Origin of the sequence: Providencia sp. TYF-12 (genome assembly GCF_041344805.1) — a bacterium.
GTDB classification, from domain to species: domain Bacteria; phylum Pseudomonadota; class Gammaproteobacteria; order Enterobacterales; family Enterobacteriaceae; genus Providencia; species Providencia huashanensis.
Genome location: NZ_CP166833.1, coordinates 4,338,954 through 4,357,407, shown reverse-complemented (window position 1 = coordinate 4,357,407; position 18,454 = coordinate 4,338,954). Strand labels below are relative to the sequence as shown.

Sequence of the window (18,454 nt, the reverse complement as noted above, 5' to 3'; positions counted from 1 at the left end):
AAAGTGGCGTAAACGCGCCACTTTTACATTTTTATCAATACATAAGAAATTTATGAGCGAAATGATTTATGGCATTCACTCTGTGAAAGCCTTACTTGAGCGTTCACCGCAACGCATTAAAGAAGTGTATATTCTGAAAGGCCGCGAAGACCGTCGATTAATGCCACTCGTGCGTGAAATCGAAGCCTTAGGTGTTGTCGTTCAAGTTGCCAATCGTCAGTGGATGGATGGGAAAACCGAAGGGGCGGTTCACCAAGGTATTATTGCGAAAGTGTTGCCGGGTAAGCAGTATCAAGAAGGTGACTTGCCCGACTTACTCGACAATACTGAGTCGCCATTCTTATTGGTACTCGATGGCGTGACAGACCCTCATAACTTAGGGGCTTGTTTACGTAGTGCGGATGCGGCTGGTGTTCATGCAGTTATTGTACCGAAAGATAAGTCTGCTCAATTGAATGCAATAGCCAAAAAAGTTGCTTGTGGAGCGGCCGAAAATGTACCGCTTATCCGAGTTACAAATTTGGCAAGAACCTTGCGCTTGTTACAAGAGTACAATGTTTGGATTGTGGGGACAGCGGGAGAAACTGACCATAACTTGTATCAAAGCAAGCTAACGGGGGCTATTGCTCTAGTGATGGGAGCAGAGGGCGAAGGTATGCGCCGTTTAACTCGGGAGCATTGTGATGAGCTAATCAGTATCCCGATGGCAGGTTCAGTTTCGTCACTGAATGTCTCCGTTGCAACAGGGGTTTGCTTGTTTGAAGCCGTTCGCCAACGTCTGGCGGGTGTTAGCAAATAAATATTATGGTAATAACTGCATCCATCACTTGAGTTTTATCTCAGGGATGGGTATAGTTACGCGTCAATTTTTTAGCCGCACTCAATAAGTTCCTTGCCTCCGCGGGCCGCGGTTAACCCAGACAGGAGGCTAATAATCCGTAAGGAGCAACTTCTAATGCGTCATTACGAAATCGTTTTTATGGTCCATCCTGACCAAAGCGAACAGGTTCCGGGCATGATCGAGCGTTACAGTGCTGTTATCACTAACGCACAAGGTCAGATCCACCGTCTGGAAGACTGGGGCCGTCGTCAACTGGCTTACCCAATCAACAAACTGCACAAAGCTCACTATGTTCTTCTGAACGTAGAAGCTCCACAGGAAGCGATTGATGAGCTGGAAACTAACTTCCGCTTCAACGATGCCGTTATCCGCAGCATGGTTATGCGCTTAAAACACGCAGTAACAGAAGCTTCTCCAATGGTTAAAGCTAAAGACGAACGTCGTGGCCGTGACCTATCTGATGAATATCAGGAAGAAGAAGCTGAAGAAGCTGGGGATTCTGAAGAGTAATTGCGCAGGTGACCACCAATCGTTTAGTGCTCACAGGCATAGTCTGTAAAGCATTGATTCGAAAAGTGAGTCCGTCAGGCATTCCTCACTGCCAGTTTGTTTTAGAACATCGTTCGAAGCAACAGGAAGCGGGGTTGTCAAGGCAAGCATGGTGCAGAATGCCCATTATCGCCAGCGGACAAACCTTACAAGCCCATACTCACAGTATAACGGTCGGCAGTTGGATTACAGTAAGCGGTTTCATTAGCACTCATCAAGGGCGCAATGGAATTAGCAAGATAGTCCTCCATGCCGAGCAGATTGATTTGATAGATTCTGGAGACTAGCCATATGGCACGTTATTTCCGTCGTCGCAAGTTCTGCCGTTTCACAGCGGAAGGCGTTCAAGAGATCGACTATAAAGATATCGCAACGCTGAAAAACTACATCACTGAAAGTGGTAAAATTGTACCAAGCCGTATTACCGGTACTCGTGCAAAATATCAGCGTCAGCTCGCTCGTGCTATCAAGCGCGCTCGCTACCTGTCTCTGTTACCATATACTGATCGTCATCAGTAATTGGTACAGTCCATTAACGACTTAAGAGGATAAGGTAATGCAAGTTATTCTGCTTGATAAAGTAGCTAACCTAGGTAGCCTAGGTGATCAGGTTAACGTTAAATCGGGCTATGCTCGTAACTTCTTAGTTCCACAGGGCAAAGCTGTTCCTGCAACTAAGAAAAACATCGAATTCTTCGAAGCTCGCCGCGCTGAACTGGAAGCTAAATTAGCTGACGTTCTAGCAGCAGCACAGGCTCGTGCAGCAGCAGTTACTGCGCTGGGTTCTGTAACTTTAGCTTCTAAAGCTGGTGACGAAGGTAAACTGTTCGGTTCAATCGGTACTCGTGATATCGCTGATGCAGTTACTGCAGCTGGCGTTGCAATCGCGAAAAGCGAAGTTCGCCTACCAAACGGCGTTCTGCGTACTACTGGTGACCACGAAGTTCACTTCCAGTTACACAGCGATGTTTTCGCAGAGCTGAACGTTATCATCGTTGCTGAGTAATCAAAAATGATGGTATGCACTGTTGATTTATCAGTGGTGCAATAAAAAACACCGGCATAGCCCGGTGTTTTTTGCTTTCTAGGGGATCTATTTCCCTATAACCTATATTCTAAGTAATTCATTGGAATTAGCTTTAATGTATTTAAACGCTAAACTTTATTGATTTGCTAAACATTGGTAGTCGAGTATTTCCCCCGCTGAACCTAAATTCAACTCCGTGATATCCAACCGATTTGCTAGCAACACCTTTGAGCCATCTTTCAGCTGTACCAGCGCTAAACCATAATTTCCCATCTCGTCGTGATGTTTCACAACATAATCATACAGTTGATTGAATGGATTTTTTGCATCGTTAAATTCAGGTTGAAGTTTTTTTGCTAAGTAATGATGGCCAACGAGCTCAGTTGGTAGAAAAGCCCAGTCTGTTGTTATCGTTGACGAAAATTGGTTTAGTTTCTGGTGGACTTCTTGTTTTAAACAGGCAAGGTGAATATGTAATTGGTCTTGTGAACGCCCATATTGCGAATTAACGGCAATAGCTAATAAATCATCAGGGATCTCTTTTTTTGATTGTTGCAATAAACTGGCCCGTTCTTGCCAAGCTAAAGCGAAATAGTTAGGCACATTTGCCGTTATTAATTGTTTTGCTTCAATCCCTTTAACCTTACTGGTAGGGATAACTAAGTTATGTAATGGCCCTTTTTTGTCTTTAAATAACACATACTGATTTTCCGTATCGACTTTTAGGCAAGGGGGAGTGATTGAGTGAGTTTGTTGTTGGGGAATGCATTGGCTATTAATGATATTCCAGAGTGCATTAGCATTGAGTTTAATCCAAGAAATATAACCAATAATGATGGCTAACAATAGGAAAAAAAGCCCCAAAAAAAGTTTAACCCATTTATTTTTTAGCATAATAATTTGTTAATGTGTATATTTTAGGTTGAAAGAACTTTAAGTATACAGCAAAAGCAGGTAGGTGAGAGGGAAATAGTGGTTGGATGTCGCTTATCGGGCAGCTTAATGACAGTGAATTAAGCTGCCCATCGTTATTTACTATGGCGTACGGTAATAGCCACCGTCACTTAACCTAGCAAAGCTATAAGTTTTCCCATCAGATGCGGTAATTTCCAATAGTTGGACTTCGCCTTTTGCATTTGCTTTCAAACGAATTTTTTGCCCTTGGCGCAAATTACTTAATGGCTTTTCTGCGCCTTCAACGCGAGCCATGGTAAAGGCATCATTGGCTTGCAGGTTATTATCACGAAATAGTTGGGCGAGTGTTTTGCCTTTTTGTACGCGATAATTCTGCCATTTATTGGCTGATGAACTCACCGTATTAGGTTCTTCACTTGGCGGTTGCGCGGTTGCCGTTGGTGGCTCAACCGGTGCAGGGTCAATGGGTTCAGGTACTATTTCGGGCTCTGAGGGTAACGATTGTGGTGCGCTTTCTCCTTGGGTTTCAGGTTCTTGGGTTGGAGAGGGGATGACTGGGTCAGGTGTAATATCAGGTGTGGTTGGCGGTGGGACCACAATAGGTTGATTCTGTGCAGTTGTGTTTAACGGTTTATCTTCCGCGGGCCAAAGTAGGGCTACCACGACAATGAGAACTAAAGTAGCAATACCATAGCGGTGAAATTTTGAAAGTTTAAACATCACTCCTCCTTGATGAGGCAATGAGTAAATTTGTTCATATTTCCACGATATTAACACCATTTTATTGTATTTTAAGGGCCTGACTCGATTTTTCAGAGAACACTGAGTTAATTTATCGCTAATCAGCTGCTTTTATTATTTAGATCGATTGTTTGGGTTTACCCATAAGTGTCAGGCTGCTATCCTTGCTTTTTTCTCAAAACCATATGGGTGTTTTCATGGCAAACCAAAATTTCGATTCAGTAGAAGCACAAGCGAGTTATGGCATTGGTCTACAAGTTGGGCAGCAATTATTAGAGTCAGGCTTAGAAGGTTTAGTGCCAAATGCGATTTTGGCAGGGCTTGTTGATGCTTTAGAAGGCAATATGCCATCAGTGCCTGTTGAAACACTACATAAAGCACTGCGTGAAGTTCATGAACGCGCCGATGCTGTTCGTGTTGCACGTCAGGCTGCATTAGCAGAAGAAGGCCAACAGTTCCTTGATGAGAACCAAAAACGTGAGGGTGTTTCAACCACTGAATCTGGTTTGCAATTCTCAGTAATTAACCAAGGTGATGGTGCAATTCCTTCACGCACAGACCGTGTTCGTGTTCACTATACGGGTCGTTTAGTTGATGGCTCAGTATTTGATAGTTCAGTTCAACGTGGTCAGCCAGCAGAATTCCCAGTGAGTGGCGTGATCCCTGGGTGGATTGAGGCATTAACACTGATGCCTGTAGGGTCTAAATGGGAGTTGTATATCCCTCATCAATTAGCATATGGTGAGCGCGGTGCGGGTGCTTCTATCCCTCCATTTAGCACATTAGTGTTTGAAGTAGAATTATTGGAAATCTTATAATTTAAGTAAATTTGCTTAAGTTTTAGATAAATGCCTCATTGTTGGTTCAACGGTGAGGCTTTTTTTATAGCGTAAACTTTTCACGCTTGCTAATCTTGCTGTAAAGGGTGATTGAGAGGTGATTAAAATGCTACAACAAATTTGTGAACTAGCTCAAGAAGCAGGCTATGCCATTATGGAAACCTACAATGCACAAGAGCCTTTGCAGGTTGAACATAAAAGTGATAATTCCCCTGTAACAGAAGCGGATATTGCAGCTCATAAAGTCATTGCAGCAGGGCTCACTCGTATTGCTCCAGATATTCCACAACTTTCGGAAGAAGACCTTGTTGACTGGTCAGTTCGTCAACATTGGCAACGCTATTGGCTAATAGACCCACTTGATGGCACAAAAGAATTTATCAATCGCAATGGGGACTTTACCGTTAATATTGCATTGATTGAAAATGGAGTGCCTGTGATGGGGGTTGTGTATGCCCCCGCGAAAGGGCTGTTATATTACGCAGAGGGGAGCCAAGCATGGAAAGAAGAAGGTGGTCATAAACAGCGTATTCATGTTCAGGATATGAAACCCCCTGTCATTGTGATCAGCCGTTCCCATCAAGATAGCGAACTGATGGATTATTTAACCCAAATGGGCGAACACACTACGGTGGAAATTGGTTCCTCATTAAAGTTTTGTTTAGTTGCAGAAGGCAAGGCGCAGCTTTATCCACGCTTTGGGCCAACCAATATTTGGGATACTGCGGCAGGTCATGCTGTGGCTATTGGTGCGGGTGCGAAAGTGGTTGATTGGCATGGGAAAGTACTGGATTACACGCCAAGGGAATCATTTTTAAACCCAGGTTTTCGTGTTATTTTATTCTAGATAATTAAAACCAATAGTTGGCGCTTAAACATTCAAGTGCCAACTATTCGGAGTGCTAGTTGTCTAATTGCAGTACTTTAGCCGTTGCTGCCCGGATATCTAAACAGGCTTTTGCATCTTGTTTTAAATCAACCCCATAAGTTGGAATAATTTGTTTTAAGCGTGTTTCCCATCCCTCTGCTTTAAGTTGCTCATCGAAACAGGTTTTTAGTACGTTTATCGCAATAAAAGCAGCCGTTGACGCCCCCGGAGAAGCCCCCATTAATACAGAGAAGGATTTATCTGCACTGGTAATTAGTTCAGTACCGAATTCTAAAACCCCTTTCTTATCGTGATCTGGTTTTATAATTTGCACTCGTTGCCCTGCAACGACTTCTTTCCAATCTTCATGTTGAGCATCAGGGTAGAATTTTTGCAACATGGCAAACTGGTGAGCAGAAGTTTGTAGCACTTGCCCCACCAAATATTCAGCAAGTGACCAGTTATCTTTGGCGACCGCTAACATGGGTTCGATATTATTGAGATGAACCGATTCAAATAAATCGAGATAAGAACCATGTTTTAAAAACTTACTAGAAAAGCCTGCATAGGGCCCAAATAATAATGAACGTTTACCCCCAATTATACGGGTATCCAAATGAGGTACTGACATTGGTGGCGAGCCTTTATCCGCTTTCCCATAAACTTTAGCATGATGGCGCCCTGCAATTTGTTCGTTATCACAACGTAACCAGATACCACTGACAGGGAAACCACCAAACCCTTTACCTTCGGGGATGCCTGATTTCTGTAATAATTCAATAGCACGCCCACCGGCTCCTACAAAAACAAATTTTGCCGAAGTAACTTGTTTTTCATGAGTAATTAAATTTTTTACTTCTACATTCCAGCGGCCATCTTTTGTTTGTTTAACATCAATGACTTCATGCTTATAGTGAAGAGAAAAACCGGTTTGTTCGCTAAGTTGTGCAATTAATAGGTGGGTGAGAGCGCCGTAATCGACATCGGCTCCTGTCGCGACACGAGTGACCGCAATTTTTTCATCGCTTTCACGCCCTTCCATTAATAATGGAGCCCAGTCATCGATCTGCTTGGGGTCATCACTGTACTCCATATTATGGTAGCAATGGTGAGCGGACATCTGGCGAAAGCGTTGCTGTAAAAATTTCACATTGTCTTCACCCCAAACGAAACTCATATGTGGGCAAGGGTGAATAAAATCGCGAGGGTTTTTTATTTTGCCTTTTGTGACAAGGTATGACCATAGTTGGCGCGATAAATCGAATTCGGTGTTAACCTCAAGTGCTTTACTTATATCTACAGTGCCATCAGGGTTAGGTGGCGTATAGTTCATTTCGCAGTTTGCCGCATGGCCGGTTCCTGCGTTATTCCAAGGATGAGAGCTTTCCTGAGCACAATCGTTTAATCTTTCAAAAATAGAAATTGTTAACGAAGGCTCTAACTCTTTGAGAAATGTAGCGAGGGTTGCGCTCATAATACCAGCGCCGATGAGGGCTATATCGACATTCTCTACAATAGGTTTATCCATTATGACCTCTAATTTTTAGTCGGGGTGAAGCAAAGCTGAGTATCTTCTTGATAGACAACATAAGCACGACGCCATGGTTCATCACCAATAAGCCGCCACTTATGACCCGTCCCAGTATTATCTTGCGCTAACAGAATATCACCTGGATTAATGACAAACTTAGAGCCATCTTTAGTTTCAAACTCTAAAGTACCGGTAAGAGTGATGACATAACGAGGAACGGGGTCCTTATGCCAATCGAAAGATCCGCCTGAAACGGTTTCACGAAAAGAAAGTTCACTAACAGCTATAGGAAGAGTTTGGTTATCACCATCTGCATTAGGAACACGACCAAGCTCTAGAGTTCCTTCTTCAAATAGAGAATTTCCATCTTCTCCCGTCCACATACGAACACAGCGTATCATTTTGTTTAGCTCCTTAATGACGTACAGAAATGTATCACAACTATTCGATATTCATTAGATATAACAAGCAAAGCTCTTAAAAAGATAATATTTAAATTTGATATAGTTTTAAATTTAAAGTGTTTTAGGCTTCAGGTCAAAAATATTATCTGATTATCTAAATATAGCTTAATAACAACAGTGAAACTTAGTTTTTTACCATTAATATTAAATAAATTTAATTTTTAAATCTTAATTTGATTGTCTTTTTAGGATGGTGTTAAATATGTCTTGGATAGATTTTCTATGCTTAGAAAATATCTTTAAGTATATTTACTTTAGATTTTTCTATGGTTGGGTTGTGGTTTGATTATACAAAATATAATATTTTTGATGTTTTATATAAGAATTTTTATATCCATAATGTATTGTAAAAACCAAATGTTAACTGATTTTTAAAAGTTAGATAATGGATAAAATATCATATAAATCCTCATTGCGAAGTAATGAAACTAGTATTTTTGATAAGATAACTAATGCAATTTCATCTTTTCCTTTAATAATTAAAAATATAACTAATACTACACATTTTCCTAACAGAATAAACTTAAATGGGAGAATAGTAAAAAAATCCGAGAAGGTTGATGCTAATAAGGCATTAAAAGAAATTTTAGATATTGGGAAACATATCCATCGCGAAGCTATTGAGGTAACTCAATCTCCAATTCAAACTCAGCCTAATATTAATCATAAATTATCGTTGAAAGGTAACAAGGGGTTAATAGTTGGTAGCTTATTATTATTGGATCTGCAAAAAAATAATGCCATTCATCGTAGTGGTCATGAGGAGAATACAACAAATTTGATGGGGATGGAAAGGGGTGAAAGAAATTATAATGATACTATTCATTTTCATAGGAAAAGACGAAGTGTTTCCGAATCACTTAACCTAAAATTTGATATGAAAACAAATGCATACCTAGATCACTTAAGGGAAAGAGAAACTGGTTTTATAGGTAAAAAAAGTTATATTGGCTCATTGGTTTTTAAGTTAGAGGCTAAAGGCTGGCCATTAGATTTTAACTTATTAAAAAATAGATTTGAAAAGGACAAGTCACGTAGAATAAAAATAATAAATAAGTCTAAAAATATGTTAAAAGAAGCAGAGGCTAAAGCTTTTAGCCATAGGTTTAAAGCATTATTTGGACAGCCAATAAACTATTTAGGTCGAGAAAATAGTAGGTTAGTAAACAATGAAGGTAAAATAAAAAAATTAAAGCAGCATATCGCTAGGGAGGAAGCAAGGTTAACCAAAGAAACTGAAAATTTGTCTGTGCTTAATTTATTACTTCACCCTGATAACCCCAATTTTTCTACAGCTTGGATGGGTTTCTATAAAAAAATAGATTACTTGTATGCAGAAAAAAATAAAATTGATTTAGAATGTAAGGAATATAGCCAGCATTTGGAATCATTGCCTAAAAATAGTAACCCAATTGCCTTTAGGTATATTAGTTCTGAAAAATATAGTACAGAAGTAAAGCTAGCTAATGCAAGAAAAGAATATAAATTGCTCACTGCTAAAATTAATTCTATGGAAGCAGCGGCAAGTATTGAGATGTCTCAAAATGATTTAAAATCGCAACTTAGTCTAGAGACTCAAATGGAAAGAATAGCTGCTGAATTAAAAGTAACGCAGGTAAATGAATTGGAGCTAGAAAATAATGTTAAGAATGCTAAAGAAGAGTTAGATAAGCTAATATTATCTGGTTTATTAGTTAATGGCATAAATATTGATTGTACTGATCTCGATAAAGTTTGGCAGGTTCATTTTTATCAGGGAGCTAACTTTAAAGGAAGTATTTCGTTTTCTAATACAATAAAAGAATTTAGCTTAAGGAAGGTTCTGTTGGGGGAAGCAGATCGTTCTATTTTTATTCATGTGGGAGGCTCTCAAAGTATTTTAAAAATAAATAGTAAAAATAATGATGCGAAGAATGAAACATTACTCAAATTATTAAATGATAAAAAAAGCCGATTAAATATTGCGGACTCAGTTATGTCAGAAATTGAGAATTCTGCATTTAAAAAAATAGATAATATTGATTTTATTGATAATTTTAAATTCAGTGTACATGGTAAAATTTTGCATGTTTTATCAAAATCATCTCAACAATTATCAAAAGAACCTAAGATCTATCAACATATTATTGAAGGGTTTATTAGTGGATTAATCAAGCCTAGTGTCGTTTTATTTGAGGGTAAAGTTGTTCCTGGTTTACTTTCTCTTGGAAGTGAACATCATAACCTAATTTTTTCACTTCCAGATAATGACCTTATTATTTCTAGTACATTCCACGAAAATAAGAAGTTAGCTAAATTTATTCATAAGCATTTAACTAAAATTGACCAAGAGGGGTTTAGCAAAAATAATTTAGAAAATATTAAACATATAGATAACCGACTAAATCAGAAGTGGCAGCATAGGTTAACCTTTATTGAAAGAAGCCCCAATATTCAGTTTAAAACTGAGCCTGAGATTGATCCTTATCGATTGCTACTAAAAAGTGGAGTTGAAAAAAATTTTTCTGATCTAAATGGTGTTATTTATACATCATATGAAAAAACAGCAAAATTAAGTAATGACGTCAAGAAAATATTGATTGAGTCTGCTGAAGTTATCATGATGTTAACAACTACAGGGGTATCATCACCTTGGATTATATCCGCTGAATTTATGGCGGGCATTTCTTTAAAATTAGCAAACATATATTTAGATATGCAGCTAATTGAAAACTCAGATCGTGGTGCCGATATAGAGCAGGCAAAGAAAAATTTGATGGTTGGAAAAATATATTTATCACTTAATCTTGCTAAAGCACCAAGGTTGATGGTGCAGGTTATCGGCAAGTGGTTAGATTTAATTAATACATTAGAAGGTATTGCGGCAGAAAGATTATTCAATCCATTAGCTAAATATTCAAAGTTTAGGGTAAATCGAGGAGGAGACGATTTAGCAACAACCGCATTTCGATATGCTAAATTAGATCAATTTAGTTTCCCTAACCTATTAAAGAAAAAACACCCTGATGGCTTATGTCATGGGTTATCTTTAGAGATCTTGCAACGGTTAGAAGAAAGCGTTGACCCACAAAAACACTTATTTTCTGTTGTTGCTAGCTTAAAAGAGGATTTAAAAAAGCCTGCTTCTTTCTCAGGGAAGGTATTTGATAGTATAGAGAGAAAACAAACTCAGCCTTCTTTATTTAAAACCCAGAAATATCATAGAGAACCGACTGTAAGATATAGGGGAGATCACCATGATTTAGTCAAAAAATTAGAGGATGATGTGATGGAGCTAAATCCGGGTGATACTGCACTAATAAGGGCGTATATAAGAAAGTCAGATGGTTCAATTCTTTCTGAAGGGCACATAATTATGGTTCAACGTATATCTAACCAACAATTTGAGTTGTTTGATTCTAATAATGGTGTTTTTTCATACTCGACAGAAACGGGGTTCAAAAAAGCATTAATGAATTATTTTAATTTGGCTTATCGTGACCACGGTTTGTTAATCCCTGGAAGTTTTACTCGTTTTATCTTATAGCTATAGTAATAAAGGCTTTTAGCTCCTTATAAAAATTAATATTTTAGAATTGAATTCAATGCTAGGTGTTGTATTAACATAATAGTCTTACCATCAACAATTTCGCCAGTTTTGATAGCTTCTAACGCTTTAGGAAATGGCCATTCTAAGACTTCAATATCTTCACCTTCTTCAGCTAACCCGCCACCTGCATTGCTGCGGTTATTGTCGTTGTACTCAGCAATATAGAAATATAGCTTCTCGGTAACGGAACCGGGGCTCATAAATGCTTCGAAGACTTTTTCTATTTTGTCGACTTTAAAGCCAGTTTCTTCCTCTGCTTCGGCAATGATACGGGTTTCCGGTGAAGCATCGTCAAGCAAGCCTGCGGCAGCTTCAATCAGGAAATGCTGGTAACCATTTACGTACATAGGCATACGGAATTGGCGTATCAAGATAATGCTGTTTTTTATTTTATTATAGAGCAGAATGACTGCGCCATTGCCTCTATCATAGACTTCACGCTCTTGTTGTTGCCAGTTTCCATCTCTTCTTTGTAATTCATAGGTGTATTTTTTTAAGATATACCAATTATCGGAAAGTAGTTTTTCTTTGATATTACGTAGTTGGGGCTGTTTCAGTGACATTGGATGATCCAAAATAACAATTATATTTATGTCTAATCTAGCATTGTTAATATTGGTATAAAATAGGATTTTGGCGATGAAGTAATAGCATACTTCAGGTACAACCCTGAAGTATGCTAACGAAGGGATATGATGGGTTATTTAATGATCTGAATTTGTTTAACTTCAACTTCCCTTGAATTCCAATCTTTATCGATTTTACCGCGGATTTCGACTTTATCTTTTGGTGTGACATTAACACCATTCCAACGTTTTTCACTGATTTCAAGGTTGATGGTGCCTGTGCCATCAGTAAATTCATAATGTTTATAGTCAAGTTGTTTAACGATATTACCACGTAAAATAACCCAGCTATCATCAGACATCTCTAGTGCTTTTGCGACGGTTGTTTCTCCGCTATTAGGGCCAATAAAGCCCCCATTTTGATTGGTTTGCGTTGTATTATTAGTGACAGCACCCGGACCGTCAAAACCGCCATTTGCAGCAAAAACAGGGGCTGTTGCAAGAGCGGCAATTAATGTAATTAAAGGTAATTTTTTCATGATCATTTTCTCCAAATAAGACGTAAACTTGTTTATATGGAAGTTATTAAAGCAGGTAAATCTTAACAGGATCTTAAGAAACTTAATTGATGCATTATATTTTTAATTTAATAAATAATAGCTAGTCATTTCATTACTGATGGGATAAATATAATAATATTCTGATACGGAGGGGTTATGCGTATTCTATTAATCGAAGATGACAGGCTAATTGGTGATGGGTTAAAAGTAGGGTTAACTCAGCTGGGTTTTTCTGTTGATTGGTTTATGGATGGAAAACTGGGGCAACTTGCTCTTTTTGATGCTCCCTATGATGCCGTGGTACTTGACCTCTCATTACCCAATATTGATGGCATGGACATTTTGGCACATTGGCGCAAACAGGGGCGTGATGAACCGGTATTAATTTTGACAGCCAGAGATGCTCTGGAGCAGCGGGTACAAGGCTTACAACGTGGAGCGGATGATTATCTGTGCAAACCTTTTGCCTTAATGGAAGTTATGGCTCGTTTGCAGGCATTGATCCGCAGACGAAGTGGTCAGTTAACACCTAAATTGACTCATGGAGATGTGGAAATGGACCCGTCTGGGATGACGGTAACTGTTAAAGGGGAGCCTGTTCAACTTAAAGGGAAAGAATTGGCATTATTATCTCTATTTATGCATAACCCAAATAAAATTCTATCGCGAGGCTTAATAGAAGAGAAACTGTATAACTGGGAAGAGGAAGTATCGAGTAATTCAGTTGAGGTACATATTCACCATTTAAGACGCAAGTTAGGTAATACGTTTATTCGTACTGTTCATGGTGTCGGTTATCGATTAGGTGATGATGAATAATGAAAACATTTAGTCTTCGGCTAAAACTTACCTTAATGTTGCTGTTATTAGCATTGGTGACATGGGGTATCGCGAGTTCACTAGCTTGGTATCAAACGTATAAAACCATTAATGAGCTATTTGATACACAACAAATGGCATTTGCTAAACGTTTGTCTGTATTGCCTTCAGATCTTGAATTGTCTAAACCTTCATTAAAGAAAACAAAAAAATTATTACGGAAAAATCGAGGCGATCAAGATGATGATGCATTAGCTTTTGCTATTTTTACGCTTAAGGGGCAGATGGTTTTAAATGATGGTGATAATGGGAAAAAGATTGTATTTAACTTTGCAAGGGAAGGTTTTTCTGATGGGAGAGTTACAGGAAGCGATGACTCGTGGCGCTTTGTTTGGTTAAAATCTCAAGATGGGCAATATGTTATCGTGGTTGGCCAAGAGTGGGAATATCGGCAAGAAATGGCAACGGATATCATGGTGGCGCAATTTATGCCTTGGTTGGTGGCATTGCCGTTGATGCTAGTCGTATTTCTATGGCTTTTAACCCGTGCTTTGCGGCCTTTAAAAGAAGTTGCAAACCAATTGCGCTATCGTCAGCCTGATGAATTAACACCTATTGAAGTATCACGTATTCCAACCGAAGCAAAGCCAATCATAGACTCAATGAATGGTTTGTTTGAGCGAATCAATAATATGTTTGCGCGAGAAAGGCAGTTTACATCTGATGCTGCCCACGAGCTGCGTAGTCCTCTCGCAGCCTTAAAAGTGCAAGCGGAGGTGGTACAAATTGCAGGGAATGACATTGATATTCGTCACCATGCAGTAGCAAACTTATCCGAAGGGATTGACCGTGCATCTCGTCTTGTTGACCAATTGCTCACATTATCAAGGTTAGAATCGATATCCCAACTTGAAGATATTACTGAATTATCTTGGTTATCTCTGATTGAAACTGCAATCAATGATATTCAGCCGGAGGCGCAGGCTCAAGGAACCACGGTGATCAGCATGATTAAAGGCGAACCGCCGACATTAAAAGGCCAAGCACTGTTATTGAGTGTACTGCTCAGAAACCTACTTCATAATGCAATACGCTATGGCAAAGCGAAAGGGCGAGTAACGCTAACGTTGTACGCAGACCACCTTGAAATTGAAGACGATGGTGATGGGGTGACCCCAGAAGTTTTACAACGCTTGGGAGAACGTTTTTATCGGCCTGCGGGGCAAGAAAAAACAGGGAGTGGTTTAGGGCTATCTATTGTTAAGCGAATTGCTCAATTGCATAACTTACAGGTTATTTTTGCTAACAGTGATAAAGGCGGTTTTTGCGTTAAAGTATATTGGTTGGTTTATTAAATTTATGTGAGTTACAGCGTCGCTAAGATATAACGCGTTATTATTAATTAGGTAGAATGGGGTAATGCAAAGAACACAACCACCTTGGTTATAAATTGTTTTTATTGGGAAGTTTTTAAAGCAATATGTGTTGGTTAATAAAACTATCAATAAACCATATAATAATGAGTAGTTATTAATGAAATGGTTATAATTATGCATATGGCATATTGAGGAATTTTAGAATAACTGACTATTTTTGTGTTCGCTGTTTTATGATTGCTAATGGGCTTATGTAGTGTGCACTTAAGGGACACTACATAAGATGGATGTCATGTTACTGATTTAAGCTGGAAACAAGTAAACTCATCACTTTTTCAATTTCTTGAGGGGTTAATTCACCATCTTTGAAAAATAATACTTTCCCTTGGTTATTCAATACGATAATTGCGGAGCTTTCAGGTTTTAACCCCCATGCATTTTTGACGACACCGTCACTATCAACAATAAATTGAGAGTAAGGAAACTCTTTTTTACTGTCTTCAACACTATTTTTAACAAATACACCTGTACCGAAAATAGCGTCATCCGCATTCACGATAGTCGTGGTTTGATAGGCATCGTGAGGGAGTTTGGCTTGTTTGATAGCTTCTATTAACGGTGCATTAAGTTCTTTCGCTGAAGAGCGGCCCGCAATATGTTGGATAGTGCGTACCTTGCCAATTAATTGCTGGCTTTTCCATGGCTGATTATCCAGTTTCCCTTCATCGTTTATGATGAGCTCCCCCTTGTCAGATATAGAAACGGCAGGAACTGTTTGGTTTAATTGAATATTAGCAGCAGTGGCGGCGGTTGATATTCCGAGTAAAAAAATCGACACTAAAAGATTTTTAATCATATATACCCCTTAAATTTTGCTTTAGCCTTGTTAGAGAGGTGAACCTAAGTACCAATTCTATAATTGATACTTATAGCATAGCTCATCGGATGAGTTTCAAAAGAGAATTTAACATTTTTTTAAAATTCAGAATAAAGACAAGGTTTGTAAGGATTTAACAGTTATTTGACACTGTCATGTTATGTCAGCAAATTGAATAAAACTGCAATTTTAGAACCAAAATGGAAATTTCTGGTCTATGATTATTGTACGGTATGAGTTATTGAATATCGTAAGAACAAAGGGGAGGCTAAGTTCTAATGAAAATTTTTAACCGTTATAACCCATTTAAGATTGCTCTTTACGTCAAAACGTTATTCCGTGGCAGGCTCTATATTAAGGATTTTGGGGCATTTGAGTTTAATTATGGGAAAATTTTACCACCTAAAGTCAGTGATAAGCGCCATTACAATGTGATGAGTGAGGTTAACAAACAGGTATTATTATTACAGGCGGAGTTAGGGTAGCGTTAATCAAACTTAGGTTTGGTTAACAATAGCGCCACTCAAGGTGGCGCATTGAAATGAAACGGCTTTGCAACTAAATATTAGTGTTCAGTATCTTTGGTTTGTCGTTTTGCATCAGCCGTTTCAGTCGTGTTTTTTCCCGGTTGTACAATTACTGGTGCTGGTATTGCCGTGAGGCGAGTTACCAGTAGTTGGTCGATTTTGTAGTTATCAATATCGACAACTTCAAACTTATAACCCGCATATTTAACGTAATCTGTACGCTTTGGCATCCTTCTTAACCGGTACATCATAAAGCCTGCGATGGTTTCATAGTTACTAAAGTCAGGGAAATCATCGATATCTAAAATGCGCATGACATCTTCAATAGGGGTTCCCCCTTCAACTAACCAAGAGTTCTCATCACGTACCACAATTTGTTCTTCTTGCCCTGAGCCAACTAAATCGCCCATTAAAGTAATCATCACATCGTTGATAGTAATGATACCCATAACAAGCGCATATTCATTAAGAATAACGGCGAAATCGACAGCATTCGTTTTAAATGCTTCTAGTGTATCTGACAGGGAAAGGGTATCCGGTATCATTAGCGTATTACGAATATGTACACCGTCTTTTAAACTTAGACTTTGCCCATTCAATACGCGATTAAGTAGCTCTTTGGAATCAACGTAACCAATGACATGGTCAATACCTCCAGCACAAACGAGGAATTTAGAATGTGGTTGAGTTGAGATTTTATGTTTAATACTTTCTTCTGATTCGTCTTTATCAAAATAGATAATACTTTCACGTGGTGTCATCGCTGATGGCACAGTACGAGATTCAAGCTCAAAAACATTCTCAATTAATTCATGTTCTTGCTTACGTAATACCCCAGCGACCGCGCCTGCTTCAACGACGGCAAAGATATCATCAGAGGTGATATCTTCATTGCGCGATATAGGTAACTTGAATAGCTTGAAGATGAGGTTGGCAAGGCCATTAAAGAACCAGACAAAAGGGCTGAGAACCACCAAACAAAAGCGCATTGGATTGACAATACGGATGGCGATTGCTTCGGGTTTCACCATGCCAATACGTTTTGGTGTTAAATCCGCCACTAAAATAAATAAACTAGTCACAATGGTAAAAGAAATGATTGAAGCGATTTGTTGTGCCCAGTTAGGGGATAAAAACTGAATAAATACATCATACAATGCAGGTGAAAAAGCTGACTCGCCCACAATACCTGCAAGAATGGCAACGGCATTTAAGCCAATTTGCACGACGGTAAAAAACATACCAGGCATTTCTTGTAATTTGAGTACTCGGGCCGCGTTAATATTCCCTTCGTCTGCCATTAGCTTAAGTTTAATACGGCGGGAAGCTGCCAATGAAATTTCAGACAAAGAAAAGAATGCGCTAATTGCACATAATAAAAGAACGATCAATAAGCTGTTAATCATAGGTTTTCCTGACACCCTTCAACACTAAGATTGATTCATTTTTAATGATCTCAGTAGGTATCATCTCGGGTAGAAAATATATTCAATAAGTAAATATATAGTAGCGCACTATGCGCAAAATAATTGATATGTTCGATGAGTATAGCATCGGGTATATTTATCTGGCTAGATATTCATCATAAATCATGTTGTAGGGCGGTGTTTACTTTATTGCCTGAGCCGTGTACTCGATTATGCTCAGGTAATTTATTATCTATCTACAACATGATTTATCTAGAATGAAAAACAAATTAAAAACTAATAAGTTATGTTTTAATTATTTAATGAGGGGGGTAAGCAAACACCAATACCCCCTAAGCCACAATAACCATTTGGGTTTTTGTATAAATACTGCTGGTGGTAATCCTCTGCGAAATAGAAGGTTTCCAATGGCGTAATCTCAGTTGTAATCTGACGTACATCATTTTGTGCTTTCATTGCTGCTTGGTATGCTTGCAAGGTCTTCATTGCTTGCTGGTCTTGTTCATCGGAAACCGTATAGATGGCCGAGCGGTATTGGCTGCCAATATCGCCACCTTGGCGCATCCCCTGAGCAGGGTCGTGATTTTCCCAAAATAAGGTTAATAATTGGGTGTAATCGATCGTTTGTGGGTCAAAAACGACCCGGACGGCTTCCGCATGCCCTGTTAGCCCTGAACACACTTCCTCATAGGTTGGGTTTGGTGTTAACCCACCACAATATCCTGCTGAAGTGGAATAAACGCCAGATTGCTGCCAAAATAGACGTTCTACACCCCAGAAGCACCCCATAGCAAAATAAGCGATTTCCATATTCTTAGGAATAATCTCAATCGAATGATGGTTAACCGCATGATATGGTGAGTAAGTTATAGCGGTTGCTCTGCCGGGCAGAGGTTGTGCAATATTTGCAGAGTGAAATTTATTAAATGGCATAATGA

General features: G+C 38.9%; 20 protein-coding genes. 11 read left to right on the top strand and 9 right to left on the bottom strand.

What is annotated here, in order from left to right; all coding sequences use genetic code 11:
• The first annotated feature begins 52 nt into the window (after positions 1–52).
• From rlmB to rplI, 5 genes are all read left to right on the top strand, one after another.
• Positions 53–799 (top strand): 23S rRNA (guanosine(2251)-2'-O)-methyltransferase RlmB, encoded by a 747-nt coding sequence (gene rlmB / locus ABE954_RS20380; RefSeq protein ID WP_071548703.1) that lies wholly within the window; start codon positions 53–55, stop codon positions 797–799.
• Positions 800–955: 156 nt separating this feature from the next.
• A complete protein-coding gene (gene rpsF, locus ABE954_RS20375) occupies positions 956–1,351 on the top strand; it encodes a 30S ribosomal protein S6 (RefSeq protein WP_042845804.1) in 396 nt (131 codons plus the stop codon).
• Between the two features lie 8 nt (positions 1,352–1,359).
• Complete coding sequence (gene priB / locus ABE954_RS20370) at positions 1,360–1,677, top strand: primosomal replication protein N (protein WP_042845802.1); 318 nt, start codon at positions 1,360–1,362, stop codon at positions 1,675–1,677.
• Positions 1,678–1,681: 4 nt separating this feature from the next.
• Positions 1,682–1,909, top strand: a complete 228-nt coding sequence (rpsR, locus tag ABE954_RS20365; protein ID WP_000135199.1) for a 30S ribosomal protein S18 — start codon at positions 1,682–1,684, stop codon at positions 1,907–1,909.
• 37 nt (positions 1,910–1,946) lie between these two features.
• A complete protein-coding gene (rplI, locus tag ABE954_RS20360) occupies positions 1,947–2,396 on the top strand; it encodes a 50S ribosomal protein L9 (protein WP_042845797.1) in 450 nt (149 codons plus the stop codon).
• Positions 2,397–2,552: 156 nt separating this feature from the next.
• Here the strand turns inward: rplI and ABE954_RS20355 are convergent, their stop codons facing one another.
• Together ABE954_RS20355 and ABE954_RS20350 are read right to left on the bottom strand one after the other, a co-directional pair.
• Positions 2,553–3,263, bottom strand: a complete 711-nt coding sequence (locus tag ABE954_RS20355) for a CDP-diacylglycerol diphosphatase (RefSeq protein WP_244058187.1) — start codon at positions 3,261–3,263, stop codon at positions 2,553–2,555.
• 189 nt (positions 3,264–3,452) lie between these two features.
• Positions 3,453–4,052 carry a LysM-like peptidoglycan-binding domain-containing protein gene (locus ABE954_RS20350; RefSeq protein ID WP_131680922.1) on the bottom strand — a complete coding sequence of 200 codons (600 nt, stop codon included), beginning with the start codon at positions 4,050–4,052 and terminating at the stop codon, positions 3,453–3,455.
• Between the two features lie 218 nt (positions 4,053–4,270).
• On the opposite strand from ABE954_RS20350, the gene ABE954_RS20345 reads away from it, so the two are divergent.
• Both ABE954_RS20345 and cysQ read left to right on the top strand, forming a co-directional pair.
• Positions 4,271–4,891 (top strand): peptidylprolyl isomerase, encoded by a 621-nt coding sequence (locus ABE954_RS20345; RefSeq protein ID WP_371025676.1) that lies wholly within the window; start codon positions 4,271–4,273, stop codon positions 4,889–4,891.
• A gap of 127 nt (positions 4,892–5,018) precedes the next feature.
• Positions 5,019–5,759, top strand: coding sequence for a 3'(2'),5'-bisphosphate nucleotidase CysQ (cysQ, locus tag ABE954_RS20340; RefSeq protein ID WP_042845789.1), 741 nt, complete (start codon positions 5,019–5,021; stop codon positions 5,757–5,759).
• 55 nt (positions 5,760–5,814) lie between these two features.
• Here cysQ and mqo read toward each other — a convergent pair whose 3' ends face one another.
• Together mqo and ABE954_RS20330 are read right to left on the bottom strand one after the other, a co-directional pair.
• Entirely contained in the window at positions 5,815–7,308 is a 1,494-nt protein-coding gene (mqo, locus tag ABE954_RS20335) for a malate dehydrogenase (quinone) (protein WP_131680921.1), read from the bottom strand.
• 8 nt (positions 7,309–7,316) lie between these two features.
• The gene (locus tag ABE954_RS20330) at positions 7,317–7,712 is read right to left on the bottom strand and encodes a cupin domain-containing protein (RefSeq protein WP_042845785.1); all 396 of its coding nucleotides are present in this window, start codon (positions 7,710–7,712) and stop codon (positions 7,317–7,319) included.
• Between the two features lie 448 nt (positions 7,713–8,160).
• On the opposite strand from ABE954_RS20330, the gene ABE954_RS20325 reads away from it, so the two are divergent.
• Complete coding sequence (locus ABE954_RS20325; protein WP_371025675.1) at positions 8,161–11,301, top strand: hypothetical protein; 3,141 nt, start codon at positions 8,161–8,163, stop codon at positions 11,299–11,301.
• A gap of 35 nt (positions 11,302–11,336) precedes the next feature.
• Here the strand turns inward: ABE954_RS20325 and nudK are convergent, their stop codons facing one another.
• Both nudK and ABE954_RS20315 read right to left on the bottom strand, forming a co-directional pair.
• Positions 11,337–11,927: a GDP-mannose pyrophosphatase NudK gene (gene nudK / locus ABE954_RS20320; protein WP_071548700.1), complete on the bottom strand. Its 591-nt coding sequence runs from the start codon at positions 11,925–11,927 to the stop codon at positions 11,337–11,339.
• 137 nt (positions 11,928–12,064) lie between these two features.
• Entirely contained in the window at positions 12,065–12,469 is a 405-nt protein-coding gene (locus ABE954_RS20315; protein WP_042845781.1) for a YgiW/YdeI family stress tolerance OB fold protein, read from the bottom strand.
• Positions 12,470–12,646: 177 nt separating this feature from the next.
• Between ABE954_RS20315 and qseB the strand changes: the two genes are divergently transcribed.
• Entirely contained in the window at positions 12,647–13,309 is a 663-nt protein-coding gene (gene qseB / locus ABE954_RS20310) for a quorum sensing response regulator transcription factor QseB (protein WP_042845780.1), read from the top strand.
• The gene (gene qseC / locus ABE954_RS20305; protein WP_166685224.1) at positions 13,309–14,664 is read left to right on the top strand and encodes a quorum sensing histidine kinase QseC; all 1,356 of its coding nucleotides are present in this window, start codon (positions 13,309–13,311) and stop codon (positions 14,662–14,664) included. The genes qseB and qseC overlap by 1 nt, the downstream gene beginning before the upstream one ends.
• A gap of 316 nt (positions 14,665–14,980) precedes the next feature.
• Here the strand turns inward: qseC and ABE954_RS20300 are convergent, their stop codons facing one another.
• Positions 14,981–15,541, bottom strand: a complete 561-nt coding sequence (locus ABE954_RS20300) for a YtfJ family protein (protein WP_131680919.1) — start codon at positions 15,539–15,541, stop codon at positions 14,981–14,983.
• 299 nt (positions 15,542–15,840) lie between these two features.
• Here ABE954_RS20300 and ABE954_RS20295 point away from each other — a divergent pair, with 299 nt between their 5' ends.
• Complete coding sequence (locus ABE954_RS20295) at positions 15,841–16,047, top strand: DUF1107 domain-containing protein (protein ID WP_042845777.1); 207 nt, start codon at positions 15,841–15,843, stop codon at positions 16,045–16,047.
• Positions 16,048–16,127: 80 nt separating this feature from the next.
• On the opposite strand, the gene ABE954_RS20290 is transcribed toward ABE954_RS20295, so the two are convergent.
• Positions 16,128–17,495, bottom strand: coding sequence for a hemolysin family protein (locus ABE954_RS20290; RefSeq protein ID WP_042845776.1), 1,368 nt, complete (start codon positions 17,493–17,495; stop codon positions 16,128–16,130).
• Positions 17,496–17,807: 312 nt separating this feature from the next.
• Positions 17,808–18,449, bottom strand: a complete 642-nt coding sequence (msrA, locus tag ABE954_RS20285) for a peptide-methionine (S)-S-oxide reductase MsrA (protein WP_042845775.1) — start codon at positions 18,447–18,449, stop codon at positions 17,808–17,810.
• Positions 18,450–18,454: the final 5 nt, after the last annotated feature.